This is a genomic window from Streptomyces sp. Inha503, from assembly GCF_047215865.1.
In the GTDB taxonomy this organism is placed as follows: domain Bacteria; phylum Actinomycetota; class Actinomycetes; order Streptomycetales; family Streptomycetaceae; genus Streptomyces; species Streptomyces lycopersici.
This window is the reverse complement of record NZ_CP178360.1, coordinates 7164932-7188650: the sequence shown is the minus strand read 5'-3', so window position 1 is coordinate 7188650 and position 23719 is coordinate 7164932. Positions and strand designations below refer to the sequence as shown.

34 protein-coding genes are annotated in these 23719 nt (G+C 67.6%); 3 read left to right on the top strand and 31 right to left on the bottom strand.

Going from position 1 to position 23719, the window contains the following annotated elements; translation table 11 throughout:
* Positions 1 to 22: 22 nt before the first annotated feature.
* The 27 genes from rpsM to rpsJ all read right to left on the bottom strand — a co-directional run bounded on the left by rpsM (position 23) and on the right by rpsJ (position 13909).
* Complete coding sequence (gene rpsM, locus ACJX2R_RS30315) at positions 23 to 403, bottom strand: 30S ribosomal protein S13 (protein WP_009715861.1); 381 nt, start codon at positions 401 to 403, stop codon at positions 23 to 25.
* 196 nt (positions 404 to 599) lie between these two features.
* Positions 600 to 713: a 50S ribosomal protein L36 gene (gene rpmJ / locus ACJX2R_RS30310; protein ID WP_003956441.1), complete on the bottom strand. Its 114-nt coding sequence runs from the start codon at positions 711 to 713 to the stop codon at positions 600 to 602.
* Between the two features lie 28 nt (positions 714 to 741).
* Positions 742 to 963: a translation initiation factor IF-1 gene (infA, locus tag ACJX2R_RS30305; RefSeq protein ID WP_003956442.1), complete on the bottom strand. Its 222-nt coding sequence runs from the start codon at positions 961 to 963 to the stop codon at positions 742 to 744.
* A gap of 164 nt (positions 964 to 1127) precedes the next feature.
* Entirely contained in the window at positions 1128 to 1964 is an 837-nt protein-coding gene (gene map, locus ACJX2R_RS30300) for a type I methionyl aminopeptidase (RefSeq protein ID WP_346167367.1), read from the bottom strand.
* Positions 1965 to 2057: 93 nt separating this feature from the next.
* Positions 2058 to 2714, bottom strand: coding sequence for an adenylate kinase (locus ACJX2R_RS30295; protein ID WP_256652943.1), 657 nt, complete (start codon positions 2712 to 2714; stop codon positions 2058 to 2060).
* Positions 2714 to 4027: a preprotein translocase subunit SecY gene (secY, locus tag ACJX2R_RS30290; protein WP_138914403.1), complete on the bottom strand. Its 1314-nt coding sequence runs from the start codon at positions 4025 to 4027 to the stop codon at positions 2714 to 2716. The genes ACJX2R_RS30295 and secY overlap by 1 nt, the downstream gene beginning before the upstream one ends.
* 204 nt (positions 4028 to 4231) lie before the next feature.
* The gene (gene rplO, locus ACJX2R_RS30285) at positions 4232 to 4687 is read right to left on the bottom strand and encodes a 50S ribosomal protein L15 (RefSeq protein WP_020869248.1); all 456 of its coding nucleotides are present in this window, start codon (positions 4685 to 4687) and stop codon (positions 4232 to 4234) included.
* 1 nt (position 4688) lies between these two features.
* Positions 4689 to 4871 carry a 50S ribosomal protein L30 gene (gene rpmD, locus ACJX2R_RS30280; RefSeq protein ID WP_037952898.1) on the bottom strand — a complete coding sequence of 61 codons (183 nt, stop codon included), beginning with the start codon at positions 4869 to 4871 and terminating at the stop codon, positions 4689 to 4691.
* A 2-nt stretch (positions 4872 to 4873) separates the two neighbouring features.
* The gene (gene rpsE / locus ACJX2R_RS30275; protein ID WP_020869250.1) at positions 4874 to 5479 is read right to left on the bottom strand and encodes a 30S ribosomal protein S5; all 606 of its coding nucleotides are present in this window, start codon (positions 5477 to 5479) and stop codon (positions 4874 to 4876) included.
* A gap of 43 nt (positions 5480 to 5522) precedes the next feature.
* Positions 5523 to 5906 (bottom strand): 50S ribosomal protein L18, encoded by a 384-nt coding sequence (rplR, locus tag ACJX2R_RS30270; RefSeq protein WP_262705013.1) that lies wholly within the window; start codon positions 5904 to 5906, stop codon positions 5523 to 5525.
* 3 nt (positions 5907 to 5909) lie between these two features.
* Positions 5910 to 6449 (bottom strand): 50S ribosomal protein L6, encoded by a 540-nt coding sequence (gene rplF / locus ACJX2R_RS30265; RefSeq protein WP_020869252.1) that lies wholly within the window; start codon positions 6447 to 6449, stop codon positions 5910 to 5912.
* Between the two features lie 20 nt (positions 6450 to 6469).
* Complete coding sequence (gene rpsH, locus ACJX2R_RS30260; RefSeq protein ID WP_037952895.1) at positions 6470 to 6868, bottom strand: 30S ribosomal protein S8; 399 nt, start codon at positions 6866 to 6868, stop codon at positions 6470 to 6472.
* Between the two features lie 209 nt (positions 6869 to 7077).
* Positions 7078 to 7263, bottom strand: coding sequence for a type Z 30S ribosomal protein S14 (locus ACJX2R_RS30255; RefSeq protein ID WP_003956452.1), 186 nt, complete (start codon positions 7261 to 7263; stop codon positions 7078 to 7080).
* Between the two features lie 3 nt (positions 7264 to 7266).
* Positions 7267 to 7827: a 50S ribosomal protein L5 gene (gene rplE, locus ACJX2R_RS30250; protein WP_020869255.1), complete on the bottom strand. Its 561-nt coding sequence runs from the start codon at positions 7825 to 7827 to the stop codon at positions 7267 to 7269.
* Positions 7827 to 8150 (bottom strand): 50S ribosomal protein L24, encoded by a 324-nt coding sequence (rplX, locus tag ACJX2R_RS30245; RefSeq protein ID WP_014054173.1) that lies wholly within the window; start codon positions 8148 to 8150, stop codon positions 7827 to 7829. Before rplX ends, rplE begins: the two co-directional genes overlap by 1 nt.
* A gap of 3 nt (positions 8151 to 8153) precedes the next feature.
* On the bottom strand, positions 8154 to 8522 hold the full coding sequence (gene rplN / locus ACJX2R_RS30240; RefSeq protein ID WP_003998823.1) for a 50S ribosomal protein L14: 369 nt from the start codon (positions 8520 to 8522) through the stop codon (positions 8154 to 8156).
* Between the two features lie 103 nt (positions 8523 to 8625).
* Positions 8626 to 8913 carry a 30S ribosomal protein S17 gene (gene rpsQ / locus ACJX2R_RS30235; protein ID WP_014054172.1) on the bottom strand — a complete coding sequence of 96 codons (288 nt, stop codon included), beginning with the start codon at positions 8911 to 8913 and terminating at the stop codon, positions 8626 to 8628.
* Entirely contained in the window at positions 8913 to 9137 is a 225-nt protein-coding gene (rpmC, locus tag ACJX2R_RS30230) for a 50S ribosomal protein L29 (protein WP_009715874.1), read from the bottom strand. Before rpmC ends, rpsQ begins: the two co-directional genes overlap by 1 nt.
* A complete protein-coding gene (gene rplP / locus ACJX2R_RS30225; protein WP_009715875.1) occupies positions 9137 to 9556 on the bottom strand; it encodes a 50S ribosomal protein L16 in 420 nt (139 codons plus the stop codon). Before rplP ends, rpmC begins: the two co-directional genes overlap by 1 nt.
* Positions 9557 to 9561: 5 nt before the next feature.
* Positions 9562 to 10389, bottom strand: a complete 828-nt coding sequence (rpsC, locus tag ACJX2R_RS30220; RefSeq protein ID WP_014054169.1) for a 30S ribosomal protein S3 — start codon at positions 10387 to 10389, stop codon at positions 9562 to 9564.
* A complete protein-coding gene (rplV, locus tag ACJX2R_RS30215) occupies positions 10389 to 10736 on the bottom strand; it encodes a 50S ribosomal protein L22 (RefSeq protein WP_014054168.1) in 348 nt (115 codons plus the stop codon). The genes rpsC and rplV overlap by 1 nt, the downstream gene beginning before the upstream one ends.
* A gap of 40 nt (positions 10737 to 10776) precedes the next feature.
* Complete coding sequence (gene rpsS, locus ACJX2R_RS30210; protein ID WP_020869258.1) at positions 10777 to 11058, bottom strand: 30S ribosomal protein S19; 282 nt, start codon at positions 11056 to 11058, stop codon at positions 10777 to 10779.
* 12 nt (positions 11059 to 11070) lie between these two features.
* Entirely contained in the window at positions 11071 to 11907 is an 837-nt protein-coding gene (gene rplB / locus ACJX2R_RS30205) for a 50S ribosomal protein L2 (protein ID WP_030835102.1), read from the bottom strand.
* Positions 11908 to 11954: 47 nt separating this feature from the next.
* Entirely contained in the window at positions 11955 to 12281 is a 327-nt protein-coding gene (gene rplW / locus ACJX2R_RS30200) for a 50S ribosomal protein L23 (protein ID WP_262705012.1), read from the bottom strand.
* A complete protein-coding gene (gene rplD / locus ACJX2R_RS30195) occupies positions 12281 to 12934 on the bottom strand; it encodes a 50S ribosomal protein L4 (RefSeq protein ID WP_037952891.1) in 654 nt (217 codons plus the stop codon). Before rplD ends, rplW begins: the two co-directional genes overlap by 1 nt.
* Positions 12935 to 12942: 8 nt before the next feature.
* A complete protein-coding gene (gene rplC / locus ACJX2R_RS30190) occupies positions 12943 to 13587 on the bottom strand; it encodes a 50S ribosomal protein L3 (protein ID WP_020869262.1) in 645 nt (214 codons plus the stop codon).
* Between the two features lie 13 nt (positions 13588 to 13600).
* Positions 13601 to 13909: a 30S ribosomal protein S10 gene (rpsJ, locus tag ACJX2R_RS30185; RefSeq protein WP_003948644.1), complete on the bottom strand. Its 309-nt coding sequence runs from the start codon at positions 13907 to 13909 to the stop codon at positions 13601 to 13603.
* A gap of 625 nt (positions 13910 to 14534) precedes the next feature.
* On the opposite strand from rpsJ, the gene ACJX2R_RS30180 reads away from it, so the two are divergent.
* From ACJX2R_RS30180 to ACJX2R_RS30170, 3 genes are all read left to right on the top strand, one after another.
* Entirely contained in the window at positions 14535 to 15344 is an 810-nt protein-coding gene (locus tag ACJX2R_RS30180; RefSeq protein WP_413102704.1) for a DUF3152 domain-containing protein, read from the top strand.
* A gap of 107 nt (positions 15345 to 15451) precedes the next feature.
* The gene (locus tag ACJX2R_RS30175; protein WP_413102703.1) at positions 15452 to 16441 is read left to right on the top strand and encodes a GNAT family N-acetyltransferase; all 990 of its coding nucleotides are present in this window, start codon (positions 15452 to 15454) and stop codon (positions 16439 to 16441) included.
* Positions 16442 to 16611: 170 nt separating this feature from the next.
* Positions 16612 to 18765, top strand: coding sequence for a PIG-L family deacetylase (locus ACJX2R_RS30170; RefSeq protein WP_413102702.1), 2154 nt, complete (start codon positions 16612 to 16614; stop codon positions 18763 to 18765).
* A 273-nt stretch (positions 18766 to 19038) separates the two neighbouring features.
* Here the strand turns inward: ACJX2R_RS30170 and tuf are convergent, their stop codons facing one another.
* The 4 genes from tuf to rpsL form a co-directional block, all read right to left on the bottom strand.
* Positions 19039 to 20232: an elongation factor Tu gene (tuf, locus tag ACJX2R_RS30165; protein WP_020869272.1), complete on the bottom strand. Its 1194-nt coding sequence runs from the start codon at positions 20230 to 20232 to the stop codon at positions 19039 to 19041.
* 226 nt (positions 20233 to 20458) lie between these two features.
* Positions 20459 to 22579: an elongation factor G gene (gene fusA, locus ACJX2R_RS30160; protein ID WP_037952877.1), complete on the bottom strand. Its 2121-nt coding sequence runs from the start codon at positions 22577 to 22579 to the stop codon at positions 20459 to 20461.
* A gap of 38 nt (positions 22580 to 22617) precedes the next feature.
* On the bottom strand, positions 22618 to 23088 hold the full coding sequence (gene rpsG / locus ACJX2R_RS30155; protein ID WP_014178748.1) for a 30S ribosomal protein S7: 471 nt from the start codon (positions 23086 to 23088) through the stop codon (positions 22618 to 22620).
* 2 nt (positions 23089 to 23090) lie between these two features.
* Complete coding sequence (gene rpsL / locus ACJX2R_RS30150) at positions 23091 to 23462, bottom strand: 30S ribosomal protein S12 (protein ID WP_014054153.1); 372 nt, start codon at positions 23460 to 23462, stop codon at positions 23091 to 23093.
* Positions 23463 to 23719 lie beyond the last annotated feature (257 nt).

Here is a 23719-nt window from a genome sequence, read left to right as displayed (position 1 = left end):
GCTTGTCAGCGTCCGGTGCGGACTACTTCTTGCCCGGCTTCTTCTTGCCGGCGATCGCGCGACGCGGGCCCTTGCGGGTGCGGGCGTTGGTCGACGTGCGCTGGCCGTGGACCGGAAGGCCGCGGCGGTGGCGCAGACCCTGGTAGCAGCCGATCTCGACCTTGCGGCGGATGTCGGCCTGGATCTCGCGACGGAGGTCACCCTCGGTCTTGATGTTGTTGTCCACGTACTCGCGGATCTTGACCAGGTCCTCTTCGGCCAGGTCGCGAACGCGGGTGTCCGGGTTCACACCGGTGTTGGCGAGCGTCTGCTGGGCAAGGGTGCGACCGATGCCGAAGACGTAGGTGAGGGCGACCTCGACGCGCTTTTCGCGCGGGAGATCAACGCCTGCGAGGCGTGCCATGAATCTGGCTCCAGATGGTTGTCGGAGGTCTTCCGCAGCACCACTCCCGGCCGCCGTACGGAACGGCTCTCGGGTCCCCGGCCTCCGACCGGGGGTGTCGTCCCCGCCGGGCGGGAACGGGTGACTGCGTATGTACGCAAAGTTATGACGTCGCGCGAAGATACTGCGAGTGGTGCAGGATTTCGGCCGGTGTGCGTCAGCCCTGGCGCTGCTTGTGGCGCAGGTTGTCGCAAATGACCATGACCCGGCCGTGGCGGCGGATCACCTTGCACTTGTCGCAGATCTTCTTGACGCTCGGCTTGACCTTCATGGGTGTGAGGTTCTCCGGGTCGTGAGATCTACTTGTAGCGGTAGACGATCCGTCCGCGCGTGAGGTCGTACGGAGACAGCTCCACGACAACCCGGTCATCGGGCAGGATGCGGATGTAGTGCATACGCATCTTGCCGCTGATGTGCGCGAGGACCTTGTGACCGTTCTGAAGCTCCACCTTGAACATCGCGTTCGGCAGAGACTCGATCACGGTGCCCTCGATTTCGATGGCGCCTTGCTTCTTGGCCATGTCCTGCTTTCGGGATCGGCTACCTTGATCGGCTCGCGACATGCGGGAGGGCATGCGAGAGCCGACGTGTCAGTCTACGTCAGGGCATCCCGAAACACGAATCCGGGGCATCATGCCCCGATTTTGAGATCTTTATGCCCACGGAGATCGTCAGCCGGAGATCGTCAAGCCAGTGGGTCGGGCGCGGTCTCCACGCCCAGCTCGGCCAGCTTGGCCTTGCCGCCGTCCACGGCGGTCAGCACCAGCGGGCCCTCCTCGGTCAGCGCGACCGAGTGCTCCCAGTGGCTGGACCAGGTGCCGTCGTCCGTCTTGACCGTCCAGTCGTCGGCCAGCACATGCGTCTTCGCGGTGCCCAGGCTCACCATGGGCTCGATCGCGATACAGAAGCCGGAGACCAGCCGGGGGCCCTTGCCGCGCTTCTTGGAGACGTAGTTCAGCAGATGCGGGTCCATGTGCATCTGGGTGCCGATGCCGTGGCCGCCGTAGTCCTCGATGATGCCGTACTTGCCGGAGGCCGGGCGGGGCTGGCGGCGGATGTAGCCCTCGATCGCCTTGGAGATGTCGACCAGCCGGTTGCCCTTGCGGACCGCCGCGATCCCGGCCCACATCGACTCCTCGGTGACCCGGCTGAGTTCGTACAGCTCCGGGGCGTGACCGGTGCCCACGAAGGCGGTGAAGGCGGCGTCGCCGTGCCAGCCGTCCACGATCGCGCCCGCGTCGATGGAGATGATGTCGCCGTCCTTGAGGACGGTCTCCCGGTCCGGGATGCCGTGCACCACGATGTCGTTCACCGAGGTGCAGATGGTGGCGGGGAAGCCGCCGTACCCCAGGAAGTTCGACTTGGCGCCGTGGTCGGCGATGACCTTACGGGCGACGTCGTCCAGGTCCTTGGTGCTGGCGCCGGGGACGGCCGCCGCCCGCGTCGCCTCGTGGATGGCGGCGACGACCAGTCCCGCCTCACGCATCTTCGCGATCTGCTCGGGAGTCTTGATCTCCACCATCACTCAGCCTTCCGCGGTCCATACACGTATCTGCTCAACAGTACGGCCGCGATGCCCCGTCGGGGCACCGCGGCCGGTGACAGCTTGCGTTCCCTAGGCCGCCTTGGCCGCCAGGGCGTCCATCGCCCGCTGGGTGACCTCGGACACCTTGCCCAGCGCCGAGATCGTCACCACCAGGCCCTGGGCCTTGTAGTAGTCGATGATCGGCTCGGTCTGGCTGTGGTAGACCTCCAGCCGGTCGCGGACCGTTTCCTCGCTGTCGTCCTCGCGCTGGTACAGCTCACCACCGCACACGTCGCACACGCCCTCGACCTTGGGCTTCTTGTACTCCACATGAAACGTGTGCGCGCTGTCGTTGCGGCAGGTGCGGCGGCCGGCGATCCGCTTGACCACCTCTGCCTCGGGGACCTCCAGGTCCAGCACCGCGTCCAGGGTGAGCTCGTTGTCCCGGAGGTAGCCGTCTAGGGCCTCGGCCTGCGCCAGATTGCGCGGGAAGCCGTCGAGCAGGAAGCCGCTCGCCGCGTCCGCGTGGCCCATCCGGTCCTCCGCCATGCCGATGGTGACCTCGTCCGGTACCAGCTGTCCGGCCCGCATGTACTCCTGCGCCTGCTTGCCGAGGGGAGTGCCCTGGCTGATGTTCGCGCGGAACAGGTCGCCGGTGGAGATATGCGGGATCGACAGCTTCTCGGCGAGGTACGCGGCCTGCGTACCCTTGCCGGCTCCCGGAGGCCCGACGAGGACGATTCGCATCAGCGGAGGAACCCTTCGTAGTGTCGCTGCTGAAGCTGGCTCTCGATCTGCTTCACAGTCTCCAGGCCGACACCCACGATGATCAGGATGCTCGTGCCGCCGAACGGGAAGTTCTGATTGGCGTTGAGCGTCACCAGCGCCACCGTGGGCACCAGGGCGATCAAGCCCAGATAGAGCGCACCGGGCCACGTGATGCGGTTCAGCACGTAGCTCAGATACTCCGCGGTGGGACGACCAGCCCGGATACCCGGGATGAACCCACCATACTTCTTCATGTTGTCGGCAACTTCTTCGGGGTTGAAGCTGATGGCGACATAGAAGAATGCGAAGAAGACGATCAGCAGGAAGTACGTGGCGATATAGATCGGGTGGTCGCCCTTGACGAAGTTCTGCGAGATCCAGGTCGCCCAGCCGGCCTTCGAATTGGAGAACTGGACGATCAGCGCCGGGATGTACAGCAGCGATGAGGCGAAGATCACGGGGATCACACCCGCCTGGTTCACCTTCATCGGAATGTAGGTGGACGTACCGCCGTACGAACGACGGCCGATCATGCGTTTGGCGTACTGCACGGGGATCCGGCGCTGGGCCTGCTCGACGAAGACCACCAGGCCGACCATGGCCAGACCACAGAGGATCACCAGGCCGAACTCCAGCCAGCCGTCCATGATCTTGCCCTGCTGCTTGATGCTCCACATCGCGCTCGGGAAGCCGGCGGCGATGGAGACGAACATCAGGATCGACATGCCGTTGCCGATGCCGCGGTCGGTGACCAGTTCACCGAGCCACATGATCAGCGCGGTGCCCGCGGTCATCGTGATGACCATCACGGCGGTGGTGAAGATCGAGTCGTCGCGTACGATCTGACCGCCGACCGGGCAGCTCTGGAAGAGCGAGCCGCTGCGGGCGGTGGCCACCAGGCCGGTGCCCTGGAGGATCGCCAGCGCGATGGTCAGATAGCGGGTGTACTGCGTGATCTTCCCTTGACCGGCCTGGCCCTCCTTCTTGAGGGCCTCGAGGCGCGGGATCACCACGGTCAGCAGCTGGAGGATGATGCTCGCCGTGATGTACGGCATGATCCCCAGCGCGAAGATGGTGATCTGGAGCAGTGCGCCACCACTGAACATGTTGACCAGGCCGAACAGCCCCTGCTGGCCCTTGGCGAGGTCCATGCACGTCTGGACGTTCTTGTAGTCGATGCCCGGGATCGGGACATGTTGCCCGAGCCGGAAGAGCACGATGATGCCCAGCGTGAACAGCAGCTTCTTGCGCAGGTCGGGCGTCTTGAACGCCCGGGCGAACGCGGTGAGCACGGTGCCTCCTGCGCCCCCCGCGTCGCTTCGCGAGAGGTGACGGTCTTGAGGATCGACGGATACTTATCAGCCAGGACCCGCGCGGAGACGTACCGCGCGGAAGGTAACAACGCCAGCCACCTTACCGGCGACCCGGCCCCGCTTGGAACGACCAACCGGGGATGCCCCGTATCTGGGGCACCCCCGGTCAGAAACCCACCGTGCTCAGACGAGCTCGGTGACGGTGCCACCGGCGGCGGTGATCTTCTCCTTGGCGGAGCCGGAGACGGCGTCGACCGTCACCTGGAGCGCCACGGAGACCTCACCGGAGCCCAGCACCTTGACGAGCTGGTTCTTGCGAACCGCACCCTTGGCGACCAGGTCGGCCACCGTGACCTCGCCACCCTCGGGGTAGAGCGCGGCCAGCCGGTCCAGGTTCACGACCTGGTACTCGGTGCGGAAGGGGTTCTTGAAGCCCTTGAGCTTCGGGAGCCGCATGTGGAGGGGCATCTGCCCACCCTCGAAGCGCTCCGGAACCTGGTAGCGGGCCTTGGTGCCCTTGGTGCCACGACCAGCGGTCTTACCCTTGGACGCCTCACCACGACCGACACGGGTCTTGGCGGTCTTGGCGCCCGGGGCGGGCCGGAGGTTGTGGACCTTCAGCGGGTTGTTCTCCGCCATGTCAGTCGACCTCCTCGACCGTCACGAGGTGCCGCACGGTCTGCGCCATGCCGCGGAACTCGGGGCGGTCCTCCTTGACGACCACGTCGCCGAGCTTCTTCAGCCCGAGCGAACGCAGAGTGTCGCGGTGGTTCTGCTTGCTGCCGATGTACGACTTCGTCTGCGTGATCTTGAGGCGGGCCATGCTCACACACCCACCCCGGCACGCGCCCGCAGCAGAGCGGCGGGAGCGACGTCCTCGAGCGGCAGACCACGGCGGGCGGCGATCTCCTCGGGGCGCTGAAGGCCCCGCAGAGCGGCCACCGTGGCGTGCACGATGTTGATCGGGTTCGAGGAGCCGAGCGACTTGCTCAGCACGTCGTGGATGCCCGCGCACTCCAGCACGGCGCGCACCGGGCCACCGGCGATCACACCGGTACCGGGGGACGCCGGCTTCAGCAGCACGACACCCGCGGCCTCCTCACCCTGGATCGGGTGCGGGATGGTGCCGGCGATCCGGGGGACCTTGAAGAAGTGCTTCTTGGCCTCCTCCACGCCCTTGGCGATCGCGGCCGGCACCTCCTTGGCCTTGCCGTAACCGACACCCACGGTGCCGTCACCGTCGCCCACCACGACCAGCGCGGTGAAGCTGAAGCGACGACCACCCTTCACAACCTTGGCGACGCGGTTGATCGCGACAACACGCTCGACGTAAGCGGTCTTCTCGGCGGCAGCGCCACCGTCCCGCCGGTCCTTCCGGTCCCGCCGCTCGCCGCCACCGGCGCCGCCACCGCGGCGCTGGGGTCCAGCCATTGGATTTACCTCTCTCGTTTCCGCTTTGCGTTGGAACCGGGGCTCAGAACTTCAGCCCGGCCTCGCGGGCGGCGTCCGCCAGAGCGGCGATGCGCCCGGCGTACTTGTTGCCACCGCGGTCGAACACGACGGCCTCGATGCCCGCGGCCTTCGCCCGCTCGGCCACCAGGGCGCCGACCTGCTGCGCCTGGGCGCTCTTGTCGCCCTCGCCCGCCCGGATGGAGCTGTCCAGCGTCGACGCCGAGGCCAGGGTGTGGCCCGCGATGTCGTCGATGACCTGCGCCACCATGTGACGGTTGGACCGCGTCACCACGAGGCGGGGGCGGACCGGCGTACCGGAGACCCGCTTGCGGACGCGGATGTGACGGCGCTTGACGGCAGCGGCCTTGCGAGCGTTGCCCTTGGCGATCTTCACACCGTATGCCATGGCTTACTTACCAGCCTTTCCGACCTTGCGGCGGATGACCTCGCCCGCGTACTTCACGCCCTTGGCCTTGTACGGGTCGGGCTTGCGCAGCTTGCGGATGTTCGCGGCGACCTCGCCGACCTTCTGCTTGTCGATGCCCTCGACGCTCAGCTTGGTCGGGGACTCCACCTTGAAGGTGATGCCCTCCGGTGCCTCGACCAGGATCGGGTGGCTGTAGCCCAGGGAGAACTCCAGGTTGGAGCCCTTGGCCTGGACGCGGTAACCGACACCGCTGATCTCGAGCGCCTTGCTGTAGCCCTGGGTCACGCCGGTGATCATGTTCGCCACCAGCGTGCGCGACAGGCCGTGCAGGGCCTTGTTCTGACGCTCGTCGTTCGGGCGGGTGACAACGAGGGCGTTGTCCTCACCCTTGGCGACCTCGATCGGCGCGGCGACGGTGTGCGAGAGAGAGCCCTTGGGACCCTTCACGGCGACCGTGCGGCCATCGATGGTGACGTCCACACCAGCGGGAACCTGGATGGGCAGCTTGCCAATGCGCGACATGTGCTTCCTCCGTTCCCTGGTTACCAGACGTAGGCGAGGACTTCCCCACCCACGCCCTTCTTGCCGGCCTGCTTGTCGGTGAGGAGCCCGTGCGACGTGGAGATGATCGCCACGCCCAGGCCGCCGAGCACCTTCGGCAGGTTGGTGGACTTTGCGTAGACCCGCAGGCCCGGCTTCGAGATCCGCTTGATGCCGGCGATCGAGCGCTCGCGGTTCGGGCCGAACTTCAGCTCGAGGATGAGGCTCTTGCCGACCTCGGCGTCCTCGACCTTCCAGCCGGTGATGTAGCCCTCCTGCTGGAGGATCTCCGCGATATGCGACTTGATCTTGCTGTGGGGCATCACGACGGAGTCGTGGTACGCCGAGTTCGCGTTTCGCAGACGCGTCAGCATGTCTGCGATCGGATCGGTCATGGTCATGATGGCCTTCGGCCTCTCTCGCCGGGGTTTCCTGTATGCGCCATCCCTCTCACCCGCTCAGTGGCGGGCACGGGTGCGGCGCGGGGACCTACGGCGTAGTAAGGATTCTGGGCGGCGAGCGCCCAACCCTTCCACTCTACGGGAGCGGAAGGGCGGGCCTCGCCATCCATTTGCTTACCGAGAGCCCGGTATCAACCCGTAAGGGTCGATTACCAGGAGCTCTTGGTCACGCCCGGCAGCTCGCCGCGGTGAGCCATCTCACGGAGGCACACGCGGCACAGGCCGAACTTGCGGTACACGGAGTGCGGACGTCCGCAGCGCTGGCAGCGCGTGTACGCACGCACGCCGAACTTGGGCTTGCGGGCGGCCTTGGCAATGAGAGCCTTCTTCGCCACGGCTCACGCCTCCTTGAACGGGAAGCCGAGGTGACGCAGCAGGGCGCGGCCCTCTTCGTCGTTGGTCGCCGTGGTCACCACGGTGATGTCCATACCCCGGACGCGGTCGATCTTGTCCTGGTCGATCTCGTGGAACATGACCTGCTCCGTGAGACCGAAGGTGTAGTTGCCCCGGCCGTCGAACTGCTTCGGCGACAGACCGCGGAAGTCGCGGATGCGCGGAAGCGCGAGCGACACCAGGCGGTCCAGGAACTCCCACATGCGGTCACCGCGGAGGGTGACGTGGGCACCGATCGGCTGGCCCTCACGCAGCTTGAACTGCGCGATGGACTTACGGGCCTTGGTGACGGCGGGCTTCTGGCCGGTGATCGTGGCGAGGTCGCGGATGGCGCCCTCGATCAGCTTGGAGTCGCGGGCGGCGTCGCCCACACCCATGTTGACCACGACCTTGGTCAGACCCGGGATCTGCATGACGTTCTCGTAGGAGAACTGCTCCTGCAACTTTCCCTGGATCTCTTCGCGGTAGCGCGCCTTGAGGCGCGGTGCAGTGGTGGTGGCAGTCATCAGATGTCCTCACCGGTCCGCTTGGCAACGCGGATCTTGTTGCCCTCGTCGTCGAAGCGGTATCCGACGCGGGTGACGACCTTGTTGCCGTCCTTCTCCACTACGAGCTGCACATTGCTCACGTGGATCGGGGCCTCGGTCGTCACGATGCCGCCGGTCTTCGAACCACGAGCGGTCTGTCCGGCCTTGGTGTGCTTCTTGACCCGGTTGACACCCTCGACCAGGACCCGGTCCTCGCGCGGGAAGGCCGCGATGACCTTGCCCTGCTTGCCCTTGTCCTTACCGGTGATGACCTGGACCAGGTCGCCCTTCTTGATCTTCATCGGTTACAGCACCTCCGGCGCGAGCGAGATGATCTTCATGAACTTCTTCTCGCGCAGCTCACGGCCCACCGGGCCGAAGATACGGGTGCCGCGGGGGTCGCCATCGTTCTTGAGGATGACGGCCGCGTTCTCGTCGAAGCGGATGTACGAACCGTCCGGGCGGCGGCGCTCCTTCACGGTGCGCACGATGACCGCCTTGACGACGTCACCCTTCTTCACGTTGCCACCGGGGATCGCGTCCTTGACGGTGGCGACGATGACGTCACCAATGCCCGCGTAGCGGCGACCGGAGCCACCGAGAACACGGATGCAAAGGATCTCCTTCGCCCCCGTGTTGTCGGCGACGCGCAGTCGCGACTCCTGCTGGATCACGTCTATCTCCTGATCGTCTGCCGGTTCCCGGCAGGGGCTCGATATATCAAGCCCCTGCCGAGCCTGGCGGAACCGTCCTGCGGACTATTGCCCGCAGGAAGAATTACTTGGCCTTCTCGAGGATCTCGACGACGCGCCAGCGCTTGGTCGCGGACAGCGGCCGGGTCTCCATCAGGAGGACGCGGTCGCCGACACCCGCGGCGTTCTGCTCGTCGTGCGCCTTGAGCTTGTTGGTACGGCGGATGACCTTGCCGTACAGCGCGTGCTTGACGCGGTCCTCGACTGCGACGACGACGGTCTTGTCCATCTTGTCGCTGACGACCAGACCCTCACGGGTCTTGCGGAAGCCGCGGTTCTGCGTTGCGTTCTCAGTCACATTCGTCTCGCTCATCAGGCGCTCTCCACCGTCTCGATGCCGAGCTCGCGCTCCCGCATCAGGGTGTAGATCCGGGCGATGTCCTTCCGGACGGCCTTCAGCCGGCCGTGGTTCTCGAGCTGTCCGGTCGCCGCCTGGAAGCGGAGGTTGAACAGCTCTTCCTTGGCCTCACGCAGCTTGCCAACGAGGTCCTCGTTGTTCAGCTCACGCAGCTCGGACGCCTTGGTACCGGCCGCCATCACGACTCACCTGCCTCGCGCCGAACGATCCGGCACTTCATCGGGAGCTTGTGAGCAGCGCGGGTGAGCGCCTCACGCGCAGTCTTCTCGTTCGGGTAGGACAGCTCGAACATCACCCGACCGGGCTTGACGTTCGCGACCCACCACTCCGGCGAGCCCTTACCGGAACCCATGCGGGTCTCGGCAGGCTTCTTCGTCAGCGGACGGTCCGGGTAGATGTTGATCCAGACCTTGCCGCCACGCTTGATGTGGCGGGTCATCGCGATACGAGCGGCCTCGATCTGACGGTTGGTGACATACGCCGGGGTGACGGCCTGGATGCCGTACTCGCCGAACGCCAGCTCCGTACCGCCCTTGGCCATGCCGGACCGCTTGGGGTGGTGCTGCTTGCGGTGCTTGACCCTGCGAGGGATCAGCATGTCGGTCAGGCCTCCGTTCCAGTGCTCTCAGCAGCCGGAGCGGCGGTGGCCTCGGCCTTGGGGGCCTCGGCGGGCGCGCTCTGCTGCTGCTGCGGCTTGCGGCCACGGCCACCGCGCTCGCCACCACGGCGCTGCGGGCGGTCGCTGCCACCGCGCGACGGGCGGTTGCCGGCGCGGGCGGCGGCGTTCTCGGCGCGGACCTCGGCGATGTTCTTCACGTCGCCCTTGTAGATCCACACCTTGACGCCGATGCGGCCGAAGGTGGTCTTGGCCTCGAAGAAGCCGTAGTCGACGTTGGCGCGGAGCGTGTGCAGGGGCACGCGGCCCTCGCGGTAGAACTCCGAGCGGGACATCTCGGCGCCGCCGAGACGGCCACCACACTGGATCTTGATGCCCTTGGCACCGGCCTTCATCGAGCTCTGCATCGACTTGCGCATCGCACGACGGAAGGAGACGCGGGAGGAGAGCTGCTCGGCGACGGCCTGGGCCACCAGCTGAGCGTCCACCTCGGGGTTCTTCACCTCGAGGATGTTGAGCTGCACCTGCTTGCCGGTGAGCTTCTCCAGCTCGCCGCGGATACGGTCGGCCTCCGCGCCGCGGCGGCCGATGACGATGCCCGGCCGGGCGGTGTGGATGTCGACGCGGACGCGGTCACGGGTGCGCTCGATCTCCACCTTGGAGATACCGGCGCGCTCCATGCCCTTCGTCATCATCCGGCGGATGGCGACGTCTTCCTTGACGTAGTCCTTGTACAGCTTGTCGGCGTACCAGCGCGACTTGAAGTCGGTGGTGATGCCGAGCCGGAACCCGTGCGGGTTTACCTTCTGGCCCATTACCGGGTTCCTTCCTTGCTGCTGACGACCACGGTGATGTGGCTGGTCCGCTTGCGGATCCGGTAGGCGCGGCCCTGGGCGCGCGGCCGGAACCGCTTCAGGGTCGGGCCCTCGTCGACGTACGCCTCGGAGATGACGAGGCTGTCGGCGTCGGTGTGGTCGTAGTTGTGCGCGGCGTTGGCGATGGCGCTGTCCAGCACCTTGCCGACCGGCACGCTCGCGGCCTGCGGGGCGAAACGCAGGACCGCCTGGGCCTCCGTGGCACTCATGCCACGGATGAGGTCCACCACGCGGCGGGCCTTCATGGGCGTGACGCGGATGTACCGCGCCTGGGCCCTGGCTTCCATGGTTGTCCCTTCGGTGTCTGTCATGAGTCTTTTCCGCTGATCAGCGACGACGCGACTTGCGGTCGTCCTTCTCATGGCCGCGGAAGGTGCGGGTCGGCGCGAACTCGCCGAGCTTGTGGCCGACCATCGACTCGGTGACGAACACCGGGACGTGCTTGCGGCCGTCGTGCACCGCGATCGTGTGGCCGAGCATGGCCGGGACGATCATCGAGCGGCGGGACCAGGTCTTGATGACGTTCTTGGTGCCTGCTTCGTTCTGCGTGTCCACCTTCTTGATCAGGTGGTCGTCGACGAAGGGCCCCTTCTTGAGACTGCGCGGCATCTAAACCCGCTCCTAGCGCTTCTTGTTCGTCTTGCGGCGGCGGACGATGTACTTGTTGCTGGCCTTCTTCGGCGAGCGCGTACGGCCCTCCTTCTGACCCCACGGCGAGACCGGGTGGCGACCACCGGAGGTCTTGCCCTCACCACCACCGTGCGGGTGGTCGACGGGGTTCATGACCACACCACGAACGGTCGGGCGGACGCCCTTCCAGCGCATGCGGCCGGCCTTGCCCCAGTTGATGTTCGACTGCTCGGCGTTGCCGACCTCGCCGACGGTGGCGCGGCAGCGGACGTCGACCAGGCGGATCTCACCGGACGGCATGCGCAGGTGGGCCATGGAGCCCTCCTTCGCCAGCAGCTGCACGGAGGCACCCGCGGAGCGGGCGAACTTCGCGCCGCCGCCGGGCCGCAGCTCGATGGCGTGGAGCGTGGTACCAACCGGGATGTTGCGCAGCGCGAGGTTGTTACCGGGCTTGATGTCGGCGCCGGGGCCGTTCTCGATCCGGTCGTTCTGCTTCAGGCCACGCGGGGCGAGGATGTAGCGCTTCTCGCCGTCGGCGTAGTGCAGCAGCGCGATGCGCGCGGTGCGGTTGGGGTCGTATTCGATGTGTGCGACCTTCGCCGGGACGCCGTCCTTGTCGTGACGGCGGAAGTCGATCACGCGGTACGCACGCTTGTGACCGCCACCCTGGTGGCGGACCGTGATGCGGCCGGCGTTGTTACGACCACCCTTGCTGTGCAGCGGGCGGACCAGCGACTTCTCCGGCGTGGACCGCGTGATCTCGACGAAGTCGGCGACGCTGGAGCCACGACGGCCCGGGGTCGTCGGCTTGTACTTGCGGATACCCATTTCTCAGTCCTCGGAAGATTCCGGACTTCTGGACGTTCCGATCTCCGTTAGGAGACCGGGCCGCCGAAGATGTCGATGCGGTCGCCCTCGGCGAGGGTCACGATGGCGCGCTTGGTGTCCTTGCGCTTGCCGAAACCGGTGCGGGTGCGCTTGCGCTTGCCCTGGCGGTTGATCGTGTTGACCCCGGTGACCTTGACCGAGAAGACCGCCTCGACGGCCTGCTTGATCTGGGTCTTGTTCGCGCGCGGGTCGACGATGAACGTGTACTTGTTCTCGTCCAGCAGCGCGTAGCTCTTCTCCGAGACCACCGGCTTGACGAGGACGTCGCGGGGGTCGGTGAAGGTCTTGCTGGTGACAGCGGTCGCCTCAGTCATCAGGCGGCGCTCCCTTCGGTCTTCTCAGCGGCCTTGGGACCAGCCACGAAGGACTCGAAGGCGGCCTTGGTGAAGACCACGTCGTCGGAGACGAGCACGTCGTACGTGTTCAGCTGGCCCGGCTCCAGGATGTGCACCTGGGGCAGGTTGCGGGCGGACAGCCACGCGGCCTCGTCGCTCCGCTCGGCGACCAGGAGCACGTTCTTGCGCTCGCTGATCTTGCCCAGCAGGGCCTTCGCGGCCTTGGTGGAGATCTCACCGTCGACCACGCCGGTCACGACGTGGATCCGCTCGTGACGCGCCCGGTCGGAGAGGGCACCGCGCAGCGCGGCGGCCTTCATCTTCTTCGGGGTGCGCTGGCTGTAGTCGCGCGGCACGGGGCCGTGCACGACGCCACCGCCGGCGAACTGCGGCGCGCGGGTCGAACCCTGGCGCGCGCGGCCGGTGCCCTTCTGGCGGTACGGCTTCTTGCCACCGCCGCGGACCTCACCACGGGTCTTGGTCTTGTGCGTGCCCTGGCGGGCAGCGGCCAGCTGGGCGACGACGACCTGGTGGATCAGCGGAACGCTGACCTGCGCGTCGAAGATCTCCGCGGGGAGCTCGACGGACCCGGCCTTGTCGCCTGCCGGCGAAAGGATGTCAATGGTGCTCATCGGTTACCTCAGGCCCCCTTGGCCGCGGTACGGACCAGGACGAGGCCGCCGTTCGGACCAGGAACCGCTCCCTTGATCAGGAGCAGACCCTTCTCCGCGTCAACGGCGTGGACGGTCAGGTTCTGGGTGGTGACCCGCTCATTGCCCATGCGGCCGGCCATGCGCAGGCCCTTGAACACGCGGCCCGGGGTGGCGCAGCCACCGATGGAGCCCGGCGAGCGGTGCTTGCGCTGGGTGCCGTGGCCGGCGCCGAGGCCGCCGAAGCCGTGGCGCTTCATGACACCGGCGGTGCCCTTGCCCTTGCTGGTGCCGGTCACGTCGACCTTGACACCGGACTCGAACACCTCGGCCGTGACCTCCTGGCCGAGCGTGTACTCACCGGCGTCGGCGGTACGCAGCTCCACCAGGTGGCGGCGCGGGGTCACATCCGCCTTGGCGAAGTGGCCCTTGAGCGGCTTGTTCACCTTGCGCGGGTCGATCTCGCCGAAGGCGATCTGGACGGCGCTGTAGCCGTCCGCGTCATCGGTGCGGACCTGGGTCACGACGCAGGGACCGGCCTTGACGACGGTGACCGGGACGACGCGGTTGTTCTCGTCCCACACCTGCGTCATGCCGAGCTTCTCGCCCAGGACGCCCTTGATCTGCTTAGCCATCTCGCGCGTCACCTCAGAGCTTGATCTCGATGTCGACGCCCGCCGGCAGGTCGAGACGCATCAGCGAGTCAACCGTCTTCGGCGTGGGGTCGAGGATGTCGATGAGGCGCTTGTGCGTACGCATCTCGAAGTGCTCGCGCGAGTCCTTGTACTTGTGCGGCGACTTGATGACGCAGTACACGTTCTTCTCTGTGGGCAGCGGCACCGGGCCCGCGACCGACGCACCAGTCCGGGTCACCGTCTCGACGATCTTCTTCGCCGAGGAGTCGATGACCTCGTGGTCGTAAGCCTTGAGCCGGATGCGGATCTTCTGTCCCGCCATGGCTACTTCGTAGTCCTGTCTCTCGTAACGCTCTGGGACCCGATGGCGTTCGTGCCCTCCTCCACCTCACTCCCGACCCACGCGGTCGGGCGTGTCGCAGCCCTTCCCATAAATCTCCGTACGGAGATCCCTGATGAAGGGGGTTGCTGGGGGAGAAGGTCACCCACCGGGCGCCTGGCTGGGGCCCCGCTGACGCTTCCCGGAAGATTCCCGTACTTCCGCCCCTGATCAGGGGCGACGAGTACTGTGGGACTCGCTTCCGGTCCTCCCGGCGGGAGGCGCGCAGCATCGGCACTCAACCGAGCAACCTGGTTAGTGTGCCATATCGGCTGCTCCGGACGCCAATCAGGGGCCCGGAAGCGTACCCCTGGCGGGGGGTTCTTCAAACTCGGCGCGCACGGGAGGCCGGGGCACGGTGTCACGTGCGACTGCGCTACCCAATGTGACCCCGCGCACAACAGGGCACAAGCCCCAACCGGTCACCCTCCCCAAACGTCTCTCTCCAGGGGAACACAGGCCACACTCGCACTCCGGGGCACCGGCATGCTCACGCGGCACGCACCCACGGCGGCATGCACCCGCGGCCGATTCGCCCGCCCCGCTGACACCCCCTGGAAGCGCCCCCATGACCTCCACCGCGCAGGCCCCCGGCCCATCCACCTCACCACCGAGACGGCGGGGACGCGCCACCCGGAGCGTCCGGGCCCGGAACGTGGCGGTGGCACTGGCCGCCGGTGCGGCCCTGATCGCCGGGGTCGTGTTCGCGTTACGCGACGACGGCGGCGACGGCACGACCCGCGCCGCCAACGCGACACCCCCGCCGCCCGACGCCATCTCGGCCACCTCGAGACCCCCTCGCCGGGGCTCCCCCGCCACCGCGACCGGCGAGTTCGTCACCGCGAAGTCCTCCGGCGCGGTGATCGGCAAGGGAAGCGATCTCCGGCGGTTCAAGGTCATGGTGGAGAAGGGCACCGGCGTGGACGCGAAACGGGCCGCGGCGGAGATCTCGGCGATCCTCGCCGACAAGCGCGGCTGGACCAACGACGGCAAGCACTCCTTCCAGCTGGTCGCCGACGGCCGCTCCGACTTCGAGGTGAAGATCGCCACCCCGGACACGGTCGACAAGATCTGCGGCGCCGTGGGCCTGGACACCCATGGCGAGGTCAACTGCGACGCCGGCACCCAGATCATGGTCAACCTCAAGCGCTGGAACACCGGCTCACCGGAGTTCTCCGGCCCCATCGGCGGCTACCGGGCGCTGATCGTCAACCACGAGGTCGGCCACCGCATCGGCCGCGGCCACGAGACCTGCCCGGGGAAGGGCAAGAGGGCGCCGGTGATGATGCAGCAGATATACGGCTTGAAGGGCTGTGTCGCGAACGAGTGGCCCTACGGCGCGAACGGCAGGTACATCGAGGGCCCGGCGGTCCCGTGACCACCACCGCCGCATGGGAGTACCGCCCCCGGGAGGCACGGTGGTGCGGCGGACCGCGCCCACGGTAGGTTCGGCGCGCCAGGTCGCCGGGACGAGGGGGTATCGGGATGGCCGGGGTGCCGCTGCGGGTGGAGATCTTACGGGCGGGCGAGGAGCATGTGGAGCGGATCGCCCGGCTCGCCGAGTCACGGAGTCTGAACGGGCCGGACGGCACTCAGGGGCCGGTGGAGGGGGGCTTCCTGGTCTCGGCGTACACCGAGGCCGACTACCGCGCCCGGCTGAGGACCGCCGAGCACTTCTACGTGGCGGTCAAGGGCGGGCATGTGGTGGCGTTCCTGCTGGCCTACAGCTCCGACCAGGTCGAGCCGGACGAATGGCTGAACCGCCGGATCAAGACGGCACTCGGCAACTTCCTGGTGATCAAGCAGATCTGCGTGGCCCGCGAGGCGGCGCGGAGCGGCATCGCCTCGATGCTCTACTACCACGTCCTCGACCAGTGGGACCAGAGCCCCGTGATCGCCGCCGTGGTCAACGATCCCCCCAACGACGCCTCCGCCCACTTCCACCACAAGCTCGGCTTCCAGGAGCTGACCCGGCTGACGCCGCCGGACGGGCTGCCCCGGGTGGTGTGGGTGTGGCGCAAACCGCGTGAGGCGATGCTGCACGCGCAGTACGGGATCGCGGTGGACCTCTACAAGCACGAGGACAACCTCAACTGGCAGAAGCTGAACAACTTCTTCTACATCACCGCGGGCCTCGCGGCCGCCACCGCCTTCTGTCTCGGCAAGGAGGGCGCGGGCGGCTCCCTCGGCAAGGCGCTGGCGGTGATCATCGCGGTCATCGGCATCGGAGTGTCGCTGGGGTTCTCGCTGATGCTGCGGTTCGGGCGCCAGTACCTCCTGGCGCGCAAGGAGGCCGTGATCGAGCTCGAGGAGTACATGGCCTGGCACGGCGGCGAGCGGATAGTGAACCGCCGCACCGACGATCCCGGCGCCGCCTATCTGAAGGTGTCCCCGACCGGCGCGATCATGATGCTGCTGCCGGTGCTGGTCGCGGCCTGCTGGCTCGCGGTGCTCGGGGTGCTGATCGCCGGCTGACGTGGCCGAAGGGGCCGGCCCCCGGCGAGATGCGTCGGCCCCGTGGCGACGGTGTGCCCAATCTGTGACCGACACCTCCCGGCCATCGGACAACCTGTCAAGATCACCAACCGTCCCTTCACTCGGAGCAGCCGGAGACTACGCGCTGCCGAAGTGACAGGGTCACCAAATTGAACAGTCGATGGACATCGCGGGGGACGCGGACCACCCGCAGGCAGACGCTCGCCGCGCTGGCGGCGCTCACCGCCGGGGGAGCCGTGGGGGTTGCCGGGGTCACCGGGATCGCCGGCTGGGGGGCCGGACATTCGAGCGGCGCGGCGGCCGGGCCGGCGCGGGCCAGTGCGCCCGGGGCCGCGGAGCCGTTCACCTCGACGGTGGGCGACAAGCGGGCGCTGCTGCTACAGATCATGGCGCACCCCGACGACGATCTGTACTTCATGAACCCGGACGCCGAGCATGTGCTGCGCTCCGGAGTCCCGGTGGTGTGCGTGTACGTCACGGCCGGTGAGGCCCGGGGGATCAACCATCAGGCGGGGACGCCGATCCCGCACGCCGACAAGGCCGCGTACTCCGCCTCCCGCCACCAGGGGCTGCGGCAGGCGTACGCGCAGATGATGGGGCTGAACCAGTTCGCGCCCTGGCAGCGGTCGGTGCTGCGGCTGCCCGGCGGGGTCACGGCGGAGACCAACACCCTGGCCAACGGCGCCCGCAGCGCCCGGCTGATCTTCCTCAACATCGCGATGCTGTCGGAGGGCGGCGTACGGATCCCCGCGCTGTGGGACACCCCGGGCACCGTGATGCGCACCCTCCAGGCCGCCGGCTCCCCCGTGGCGCACCCCAGTTCGTACGACCACCGGACACTGGTCGACGTGCTCGCCGGGATCATGGACCGGTATCGACCCACGCTGATCCACACGCTGGACCCGGACCCCGACTTCCAGGTGCACGACACGCTGCACCCCAAGGACAACGATCAGCCGGGCTGCTCGGACCACCGCGACCACACCCCGGTCGCGCTCTTCACCTGGAAGGCGATCGCCCAGTGGGTGGCCGCGTCCACGCGGCGCGACCAGCACGCCCCGCGCTTCACCACCACCGCGTTCCGCGGCTACTACAACCAGCGCTGGCCGCACAATCTGCCGCCCGCGGTGCTCGCCCAGAAGGCGCGGGCGATCAAGTCCTACGGCGGTGCGCCGGACTGGGACTGCGGCAACGCGGCAGGCTGCGGCGACTACAGCCAGGGCGGGGTGCGCCCGCTGCGGAACCGCAAGGGCTGGATCCGCTCCACCCACTACCGCTACCCCACCTCGCTGCCCGCCCCCACCACCGACGCCCAGGGGCGGCTCGTGGCGTACGGCGTGCTCGGCGCCCAGGCCGTGCGGTGGCGCGAGACGGCGCCCGGCAGCGGGCGGTTCGGGGCACCCCAGGGGCTCGGCGGCGGACCGCTCGCCCCGGCGCTCGCCGCGGTGCGGGACGGCGCGGGACGGCACGTGCTGTTCGCCCTGCGGTTCGCGGCGCTGACCGGGCAGGGCGCGGACGATCTGCGCGAGATCGTGGTGCTGGAGCAGCGCCGCCCGGACGGCCCGTTCCGCGCCTGGACCGGGCTCGGCACCCCCGAGACCGACCCCGAGCACGGCCGCCGGGTCGGCTGCCCGGCGGCGGTCGCCACCCCTGACGGCCAGGTGCACCTCTTCGTAAGGACCGCGGACAAGAGTCTGGCCACCCGGGTGCGGGACGCCGACGGCCGCTGGGGTCCCTGGCGGCGGCTCGGCGGCGCCGAGATCCAGGACGGGCTGACCGCGCTGCTGGACGCGGAGGGGCAGGTCCATGTCCTCGCCCCCGGCCGCGACACCGTCCACCACTGGGCCCAGGAGTGGGCCGGCGGCCCGGTCGCCCTGCGCCCGCCGTCCGGTCTGCCGCGCCCCGGCGGGGATCCGCTGGGCGCCGCGGTGGCGCCCGACGGCACGCTCGCGCTGGTCTACCGCACCCCCACGGCGACCGTGCCCGCCGTCCACGGCGAAACCTCCCTCACCGTGCGGCACTTCGAGGGCTACGGGGCGATCACCGCCCACACCGTGGCCGAACCCTCCGGCCGCCACGAGGCGAAGACGCTGCTGCTGGCCGGGCGCGACCTGGGCGGGGAGGTCCAGGTCCAGTACGGCACCGGCCCGGACGCCAAACCGCTGCGCTCCCCCGGCCATCTGACCCCGGTCGGCGCCCCGGCCCTGCTGGCGGACGACGGCCGCCAGGGCGTCTGCGTGGTGGGCCTGTCCCCCGACGCCACCCCCTGGATCTGGCGCCCCCGCCCCACGAAACGGGCCTGACGGCCCGGCTGACCACGGGGTGAGGCGGAGCCGGCATGGGCGGGCCCCACTCGGCGTCTTGCGTCCGGGTGGGGCCCGTTCGTGTTGGGAGGTACCGGCCTTCATCAGGGCCTGCCCCGGGGACTTGCCCTCGGAGAGGGACTGCGCGCCCTCGCCGCTGTCTTCTTCGCCGGGCGGGCCGAGGCCTCCGCCTCCTCGCCCTCGCCCTCGCCTCAACGAAAGAGCCCCACCCGCGAGAAGCGAATGGGGCTCTTTGCTCCGGGGAGCGTCAGGTCACTTGTTGATCTTGGTGACCTGGCCGGCGCCGACGGTCCGGCCACCCTCACGGATGGCGAACTTCAGGCCCTCCTCCATGGCGACCGGCTGGATCAGCTGGACGGACATCTCGGTGTTGTCGCCCGGCATGACCATCTCGGTGCCCTCGGGGAGGGTCACAACGCCCGTCACGTCCGTGGTACGGAAGTAGAACTGCGGACGGTAGTTGTTGAAGAACGGCGTGTGGCGGCCACCCTCGTCCTTGGACAGGATGTACGCCTGGGCCTCGAACTCCGTGTGCGGGGTGACCGAGCCCGGCTTGATGATGACCTGGCCGCGCTCGACGTCCTCGCGCTTGATGCCACGGAGCAGCAGACCGACGTTCTCACCGGCCTGGCCCTCGTCGAGCAGCTTGCGGAACATCTCGATACCGGTGACGGTGGTCGAGGTCTTCTCCTGCTTGATGCCGATGATGTCGACGTTCTCGTTGACCTTCAGCACACCGCGCTCGATACGGCCGGTGACGACCGTACCGCGACCGGTGATGGTGAAGACGTCCTCGATCGGCATCAGGAACGGCTTGTCGACGTCGCGCTCCGGCTGCGGGATCGACTCGTCGACGGCCTTCATCAGGTCGAGGACGGACTTGCCCCACTCGGCGTCGCCCTCGAGCGCCTTGAGCGCCGAGACCTTGATCACCGGGACGTCGTCGCCCGGGAACTCGTACTCGGAGAGCAGCTCGCGGACCTCGAGCTCGACGAGCTCCAAGATCTCCTCGTCGTCCACCATGTCGGCCTTGTTCAGGGCGACGACGATGTACGGCACGCCGACCTGGCGGGCCAGGAGCACGTGCTCCTTGGTCTGCGGCATCGGGCCGTCGGTGGCGGCGACCACGAGGATGGCGCCGTCCATCTGCGCCGCACCGGTGATCATGTTCTTGATGTAGTCCGCGTGACCGGGGCAGTCAACGTGCGCGTAGTGACGCGACTCGGTCTGGTACTCGACGTGCGCGATGGAGATCGTAATACCGCGCTGGCGCTCCTCAGGAGCCTTGTCGATCTGGTCGAAGGCCGAGGCCTCGTTCAGGTCCGGGTACGCGTCGTGCAGCACCTTGGTGATCGCAGCGGTAAGCGTGGTCTTACCGTGGTCGATGTGACCGATGGTGCCGATGTTGACGTGCGGCTTAGTCCGCTCGAACTTCGCCTTCGCCACTGGGGTCCTCCTGTGGAGTGGTTCTGTACGCATCCACGCTTTGCGGATGGGTTCAGGTGGTCTTACCGAACCGGCCAGGACCCCGAGGGGGATGCCCTTCGCCGTATTCGTCTGGGGAAACGGCGCCCGGGGCCCGCCATGAAACGCGGTGAACGCGCTCCACGACGGAATGCCCCGATGCCTTGTGCTTCCAGCCTAAAGGGTGAGGAATGCGGATGAACCCGCCTTACTCGCCCTTGGCCTTCGCGATGATCTCCTCGGCGACGTTCCGCGGAACCTCGGCGTAGGAGTCGAACTGCATGGAGTAGCTGGCGCGGCCGGACGTCTTGCTGCGCAGGTCACCCACGTAGCCGAACATCTCCGACAGCGGAACCAGGCCGGTGACCAGCTTGGCGCCGCTCCGGTCCTCCATGGACTGGATCTGCCCGCGACGGGAGTTGATGTCGCCGATCACGTCACCCATGTAGTCCTCGGGCGTGGTGACCTCGACCTTCATCATCGGCTCGAGCAGGGCCGGGCTGGCCTTGCGGGCGGCCTCCTTGAAGGCCATCGAACCGGCGATCTTGAACGCCATCTCGGACGAGTCGACCTCGTGGTAGCCACCGTCGAGCAGGGTGACCTTCACACCGGTCAGCGGGTAGCCCGCGAGCACGCCGAACTCCATGGCCTCCTGGCAGCCCGCGTCCACCGACGGGATGTACTCCCGCGGGATGCGGCCACCGGTGACCTTGTTCTCGAACTCGTAGCCATCGCCCTCGAGCGGCTCCAGCGCGATCTGCACCTTCGCGAACTGGCCGGAACCACCAGTCTGCTTCTTGTGCGTGTAGTCGTACCGCTCGACCGGCTTGCGCAGCGTCTCGCGGTAGGCCACCTGCGGCTTGCCGACGTTGGCCTCGACCTTGAACTCCCGGCGCATGCGGTCGACCAGCACATCGAGGTGCAGCTCGCCCATGCCGGAGATGATCGTCTGGCCGGTCTCCTCGTCGGTCTTGACGCGGAAGGACGGGTCCTCCTCGGCAAGCCGCTGGATCGCGACGGCCAGCTTCTCCTGGTCGCCCTTGGACTTCGGCTCGATGGCCACCTCGATGACCGGGGCCGGGAAGTCCATCGACTCCAGGATCACCGGGTTCGCCGCGTCGGAGAGGGTCTCACCGGTGGTGGTCTGCTTCAGACCCATGACGGCGACGATGTCGCCGGCACCCACCGAGTCGATCTCCTCACGCTTGTTCGCGTGCATCCGGTAGATCTTGCCGATGCGCTCCTTCTTGCCCTTCACGGAGTTCAGCACCTGGGTGCCGGCGTCCATGCGGCCGGAGTACACACGGATGAAGGTGAGCTTGCCGAGGTGCGGGTCGCTCGCGATCTTGAACGCCAGGGCCGACAGCGGCTCTTCCTCGGAAGGACGGCGCTTGATGACCTCGTCGGGGTCCTTGACCGAGTGGCCCTCGATCGCCTCGATGTCGATCGGCGACGGCAGGTACCGGACGACCGCGTCGAGCAGGGGCTGCACGCCCTTGTTCTTGAACGCGGTGCCGCAGAACACGGGGGTGACGGTGGTGCCGCCGCCCTTGCCGGAGGCGATGGTGATACGGCGGATCGCCGCGTACAGCTGCTCCTCGGTGGGCTCCTCGCCCTCGAGGTACAGCTCCATCATCTCTTCGTCGTTCTCGGCGACGCCCTCGAGCAGCTTGCCGCGCCACTCGTCGGCGGCCTCGGTGTGGGTGTCCGGGATGTCGACGGTGTCGTACATCTCGCCCTTGGTGGCCTCGGCGGACCAGACCAGCGCCTTCATCTGGACGAGGTCGACCACGCCCTTGAAGTCGGCCTCGGTGCCGATCGGCAGCTGCATGACCAGCGGCACCGCGCCGAGGCGGTCCGTGATCATGTCGACGCAGCGGTGGAACTCAGCACCGGTGCGGTCGAGCTTGTTGACGAAGCAGATACGCGGAACGCCGTAGCGGTCCGCCTGACGCCACACCGTCTCGGACTGCGGCTCGACGCCGGCCACGCCGTCGAACACCGTCACGGCACCGTCCAGCACCCGCAGGCTGCGCTCCACCTCGACGGTGAAGTCGACGTGCCCCGGGGTGTCGATGATGTTGATCGTGTGGTCGACGTTCTCGAGCGGCCAGTGACAGGTCGTCGCGGCGGACGTGATGGTGATGCCGCGCTCCTGCTCCTGCTCCATCCAGTCCATGGTGGCGGCGCCATCGTGGACTTCACCGATCTTGTAGCTCACGCCGGTGTAGAAGAGGATCCGCTCGGTGGTGGTCGTCTTGCCCGCGTCGATGTGGGCCATGATCCCAATGTTGCGGACCTTGGCCAGGTCAAGTGAAGTGGTGGCCATATGGCTCAGTCTTCTCTCGGTTCTCGATGGGGTAGCGACTACCAGCGGTAGTGCGCGAAGGCCTTGTTGGACTCGGCCATCTTGTGGGTGTCCTCGCGACGCTTGACGGAGGCGCCCAGACCATTGCTGGCGTCCAGCAGCTCGTTCATCAGGCGCTCGGTCATGGTCTTCTCGCGACGGGCGCGGGAGTAACCCACCAGCCAGCGCAGCGCGAGGGTGGAGGAACGGCCGGGACGGACCTCGACGGGCACCTGGTAGGTGGCGCCACCGACACGGCGGGAGCGGACCTCGAGGGTCGGCTTCACGTTCTCCAGCGCACGCTTGAGGGTGATGACCGGGTCGTTGCCGGACTTCTCGCGCAGGCCCTCCATGGCGCCGTAGACAATGCGCTCGGCAGTGGAGCGCTTGCCGTTCAGCAGCACCTTGTTGATGAGGGACGTCACCAGAGGAGAGTTGTAGACCGGGTCGATGATGACCGGGCGCTTCGGGGCGGGACCCTTACGAGGCATTCTTACTTCTCCTTCTTGGCGCCGTAGCGGCTGCGAGCCTGCTTGCGGTTCTTGACGCCCTGCGTGTCGAGGGAGCCGCGGATGATCTTGTAACGAACACCCGGCAGGTCCTTCACACGACCGCCGCGCACGAGCACGATGGAGTGCTCCTGCAAGTTGTGCCCCTCACCGGGGACATAGGCGGTGACCTCGATCCCACTGCTCAGCCGGACACGCGCGACCTTGCGGAGCGCCGAGTTCGGCTTCTTCGGCGTCGTGGTGAACACGCGGGTGCATGTACCACGGCGCTGCGGCGACCCCGCGAGGGCGGGGGTCTTGTTCTTCTCGACCTTGTCCTGGCGGCCCTTGCGGACCAGCTGCTGGATCGTAGGCACCGTTTCTCCGGTTTCTGTGTGCCAGTCTCGGTAAAGCTAACCTGGAGTTTCTCCGACCCACGCGGTCGGGTGTGTCGCGCACCGCAGCCCTCTGCGAAAGTCAGAGAGTGCAGATTGTTGGTGTCGACACCTCGGGCCCCCGAGCGGTCTGGAAGCGCGCACAGGAGCCCAGGGACACCCCAGGCACAAGGTCAGAGCGTACCTATAGCATCGGCTCCGGTCAAAACAAATGCACACGCGCTGGACACACCAACCCG

Bases quoted from the DNA above. Each gene is read 5' to 3' on its own strand.
- rpsM (WP_009715861.1), bottom strand. From the start codon at position 403: ATGGCACGCCTCGCAGGCGTTGATCTCCCGCGCGAAAAGCGCGTCGAG.
- rpmJ (WP_003956441.1), bottom strand. From the start codon at position 713: ATGAAGGTCAAGCCGAGCGTCAAGAAGATCTGCGACAAGTGCAAGGTG.
- infA (WP_003956442.1), bottom strand. From the start codon at position 963: ATGGCCAAGAAGCAAGGCGCCATCGAAATCGAGGGCACCGTGATCGAG.
- map (WP_346167367.1), bottom strand. From the start codon at position 1,964: ATGGTGGAGATCAAGACTCCCGAGCAGATCGCGAAGATGCGTGAGGCG.
- ACJX2R_RS30295 (WP_256652943.1), bottom strand. From the start codon at position 2,714: ATGCGAATCGTCCTCGTCGGGCCTCCGGGAGCCGGCAAGGGTACGCAG.
- rplO (WP_020869248.1), bottom strand. From the start codon at position 4,687: ATGGCGGAGAACAACCCGCTGAAGGTCCACAACCTCCGGCCCGCCCCG.
- rpmD (WP_037952898.1), bottom strand. From the start codon at position 4,871: ATGGCCCGCCTCAAGATCACGCAGACGAAGTCGTACATCGGCAGCAAG.
- rpsE (WP_020869250.1), bottom strand. From the start codon at position 5,479: ATGGCTGGACCCCAGCGCCGCGGTGGCGGCGCCGGTGGCGGCGAGCGG.
- rplR (WP_262705013.1), bottom strand. From the start codon at position 5,906: ATGGCATACGGTGTGAAGATCGCCAAGGGCAACGCTCGCAAGGCCGCT.
- rplF (WP_020869252.1), bottom strand. From the start codon at position 6,449: ATGTCGCGCATTGGCAAGCTGCCCATCCAGGTTCCCGCTGGTGTGGAC.
- rpsH (WP_037952895.1), bottom strand. From the start codon at position 6,868: ATGACCATGACCGATCCGATCGCAGACATGCTGACGCGTCTGCGAAAC.
- rplE (WP_020869255.1), bottom strand. From the start codon at position 7,827: ATGACTGCCACCACCACTGCACCGCGCCTCAAGGCGCGCTACCGCGAA.
- rplX (WP_014054173.1), bottom strand. From the start codon at position 8,150: ATGAAGATCAAGAAGGGCGACCTGGTCCAGGTCATCACCGGTAAGGAC.
- rpsQ (WP_014054172.1), bottom strand. From the start codon at position 8,913: ATGAGCGAGACGAATGTGACTGAGAACGCAACGCAGAACCGCGGCTTC.
- rpmC (WP_009715874.1), bottom strand. From the start codon at position 9,137: ATGGCGGCCGGTACCAAGGCGTCCGAGCTGCGTGAGCTGAACAACGAG.
- rplP (WP_009715875.1), bottom strand. From the start codon at position 9,556: ATGCTGATCCCTCGCAGGGTCAAGCACCGCAAGCAGCACCACCCCAAG.
- rpsC (WP_014054169.1), bottom strand. From the start codon at position 10,389: ATGGGCCAGAAGGTAAACCCGCACGGGTTCCGGCTCGGCATCACCACC.
- rplV (WP_014054168.1), bottom strand. From the start codon at position 10,736: ATGGAAGCCAGGGCCCAGGCGCGGTACATCCGCGTCACGCCCATGAAG.
- rpsS (WP_020869258.1), bottom strand. From the start codon at position 11,058: ATGCCGCGCAGTCTCAAGAAGGGGCCCTTCGTCGACGACCACCTGATC.
- rplB (WP_030835102.1), bottom strand. From the start codon at position 11,907: ATGGGTATCCGCAAGTACAAGCCGACGACCCCGGGCCGTCGTGGCTCC.
- rplW (WP_262705012.1), bottom strand. From the start codon at position 12,281: ATGACTGAGGCGACCGCTGTCACCAGCAAGACCTTCACCGACCCCCGC.
- rplD (WP_037952891.1), bottom strand. From the start codon at position 12,934: ATGAGCACCATTGACATCCTTTCGCCGGCAGGCGACAAGGCCGGGTCC.
- rplC (WP_020869262.1), bottom strand. From the start codon at position 13,587: ATGGCTAAGCAGATCAAGGGCGTCCTGGGCGAGAAGCTCGGCATGACG.
- rpsJ (WP_003948644.1), bottom strand. From the start codon at position 13,909: ATGGCGGGACAGAAGATCCGCATCCGGCTCAAGGCTTACGACCACGAG.
- ACJX2R_RS30180 (WP_413102704.1), top strand. From the start codon at position 14,535: ATGACCTCCACCGCGCAGGCCCCCGGCCCATCCACCTCACCACCGAGA.
- ACJX2R_RS30175 (WP_413102703.1), top strand. From the start codon at position 15,452: ATGGCCGGGGTGCCGCTGCGGGTGGAGATCTTACGGGCGGGCGAGGAG.
- fusA (WP_037952877.1), bottom strand. From the start codon at position 22,579: ATGGCCACCACTTCACTTGACCTGGCCAAGGTCCGCAACATTGGGATC.
- rpsG (WP_014178748.1), bottom strand. From the start codon at position 23,088: ATGCCTCGTAAGGGTCCCGCCCCGAAGCGCCCGGTCATCATCGACCCG.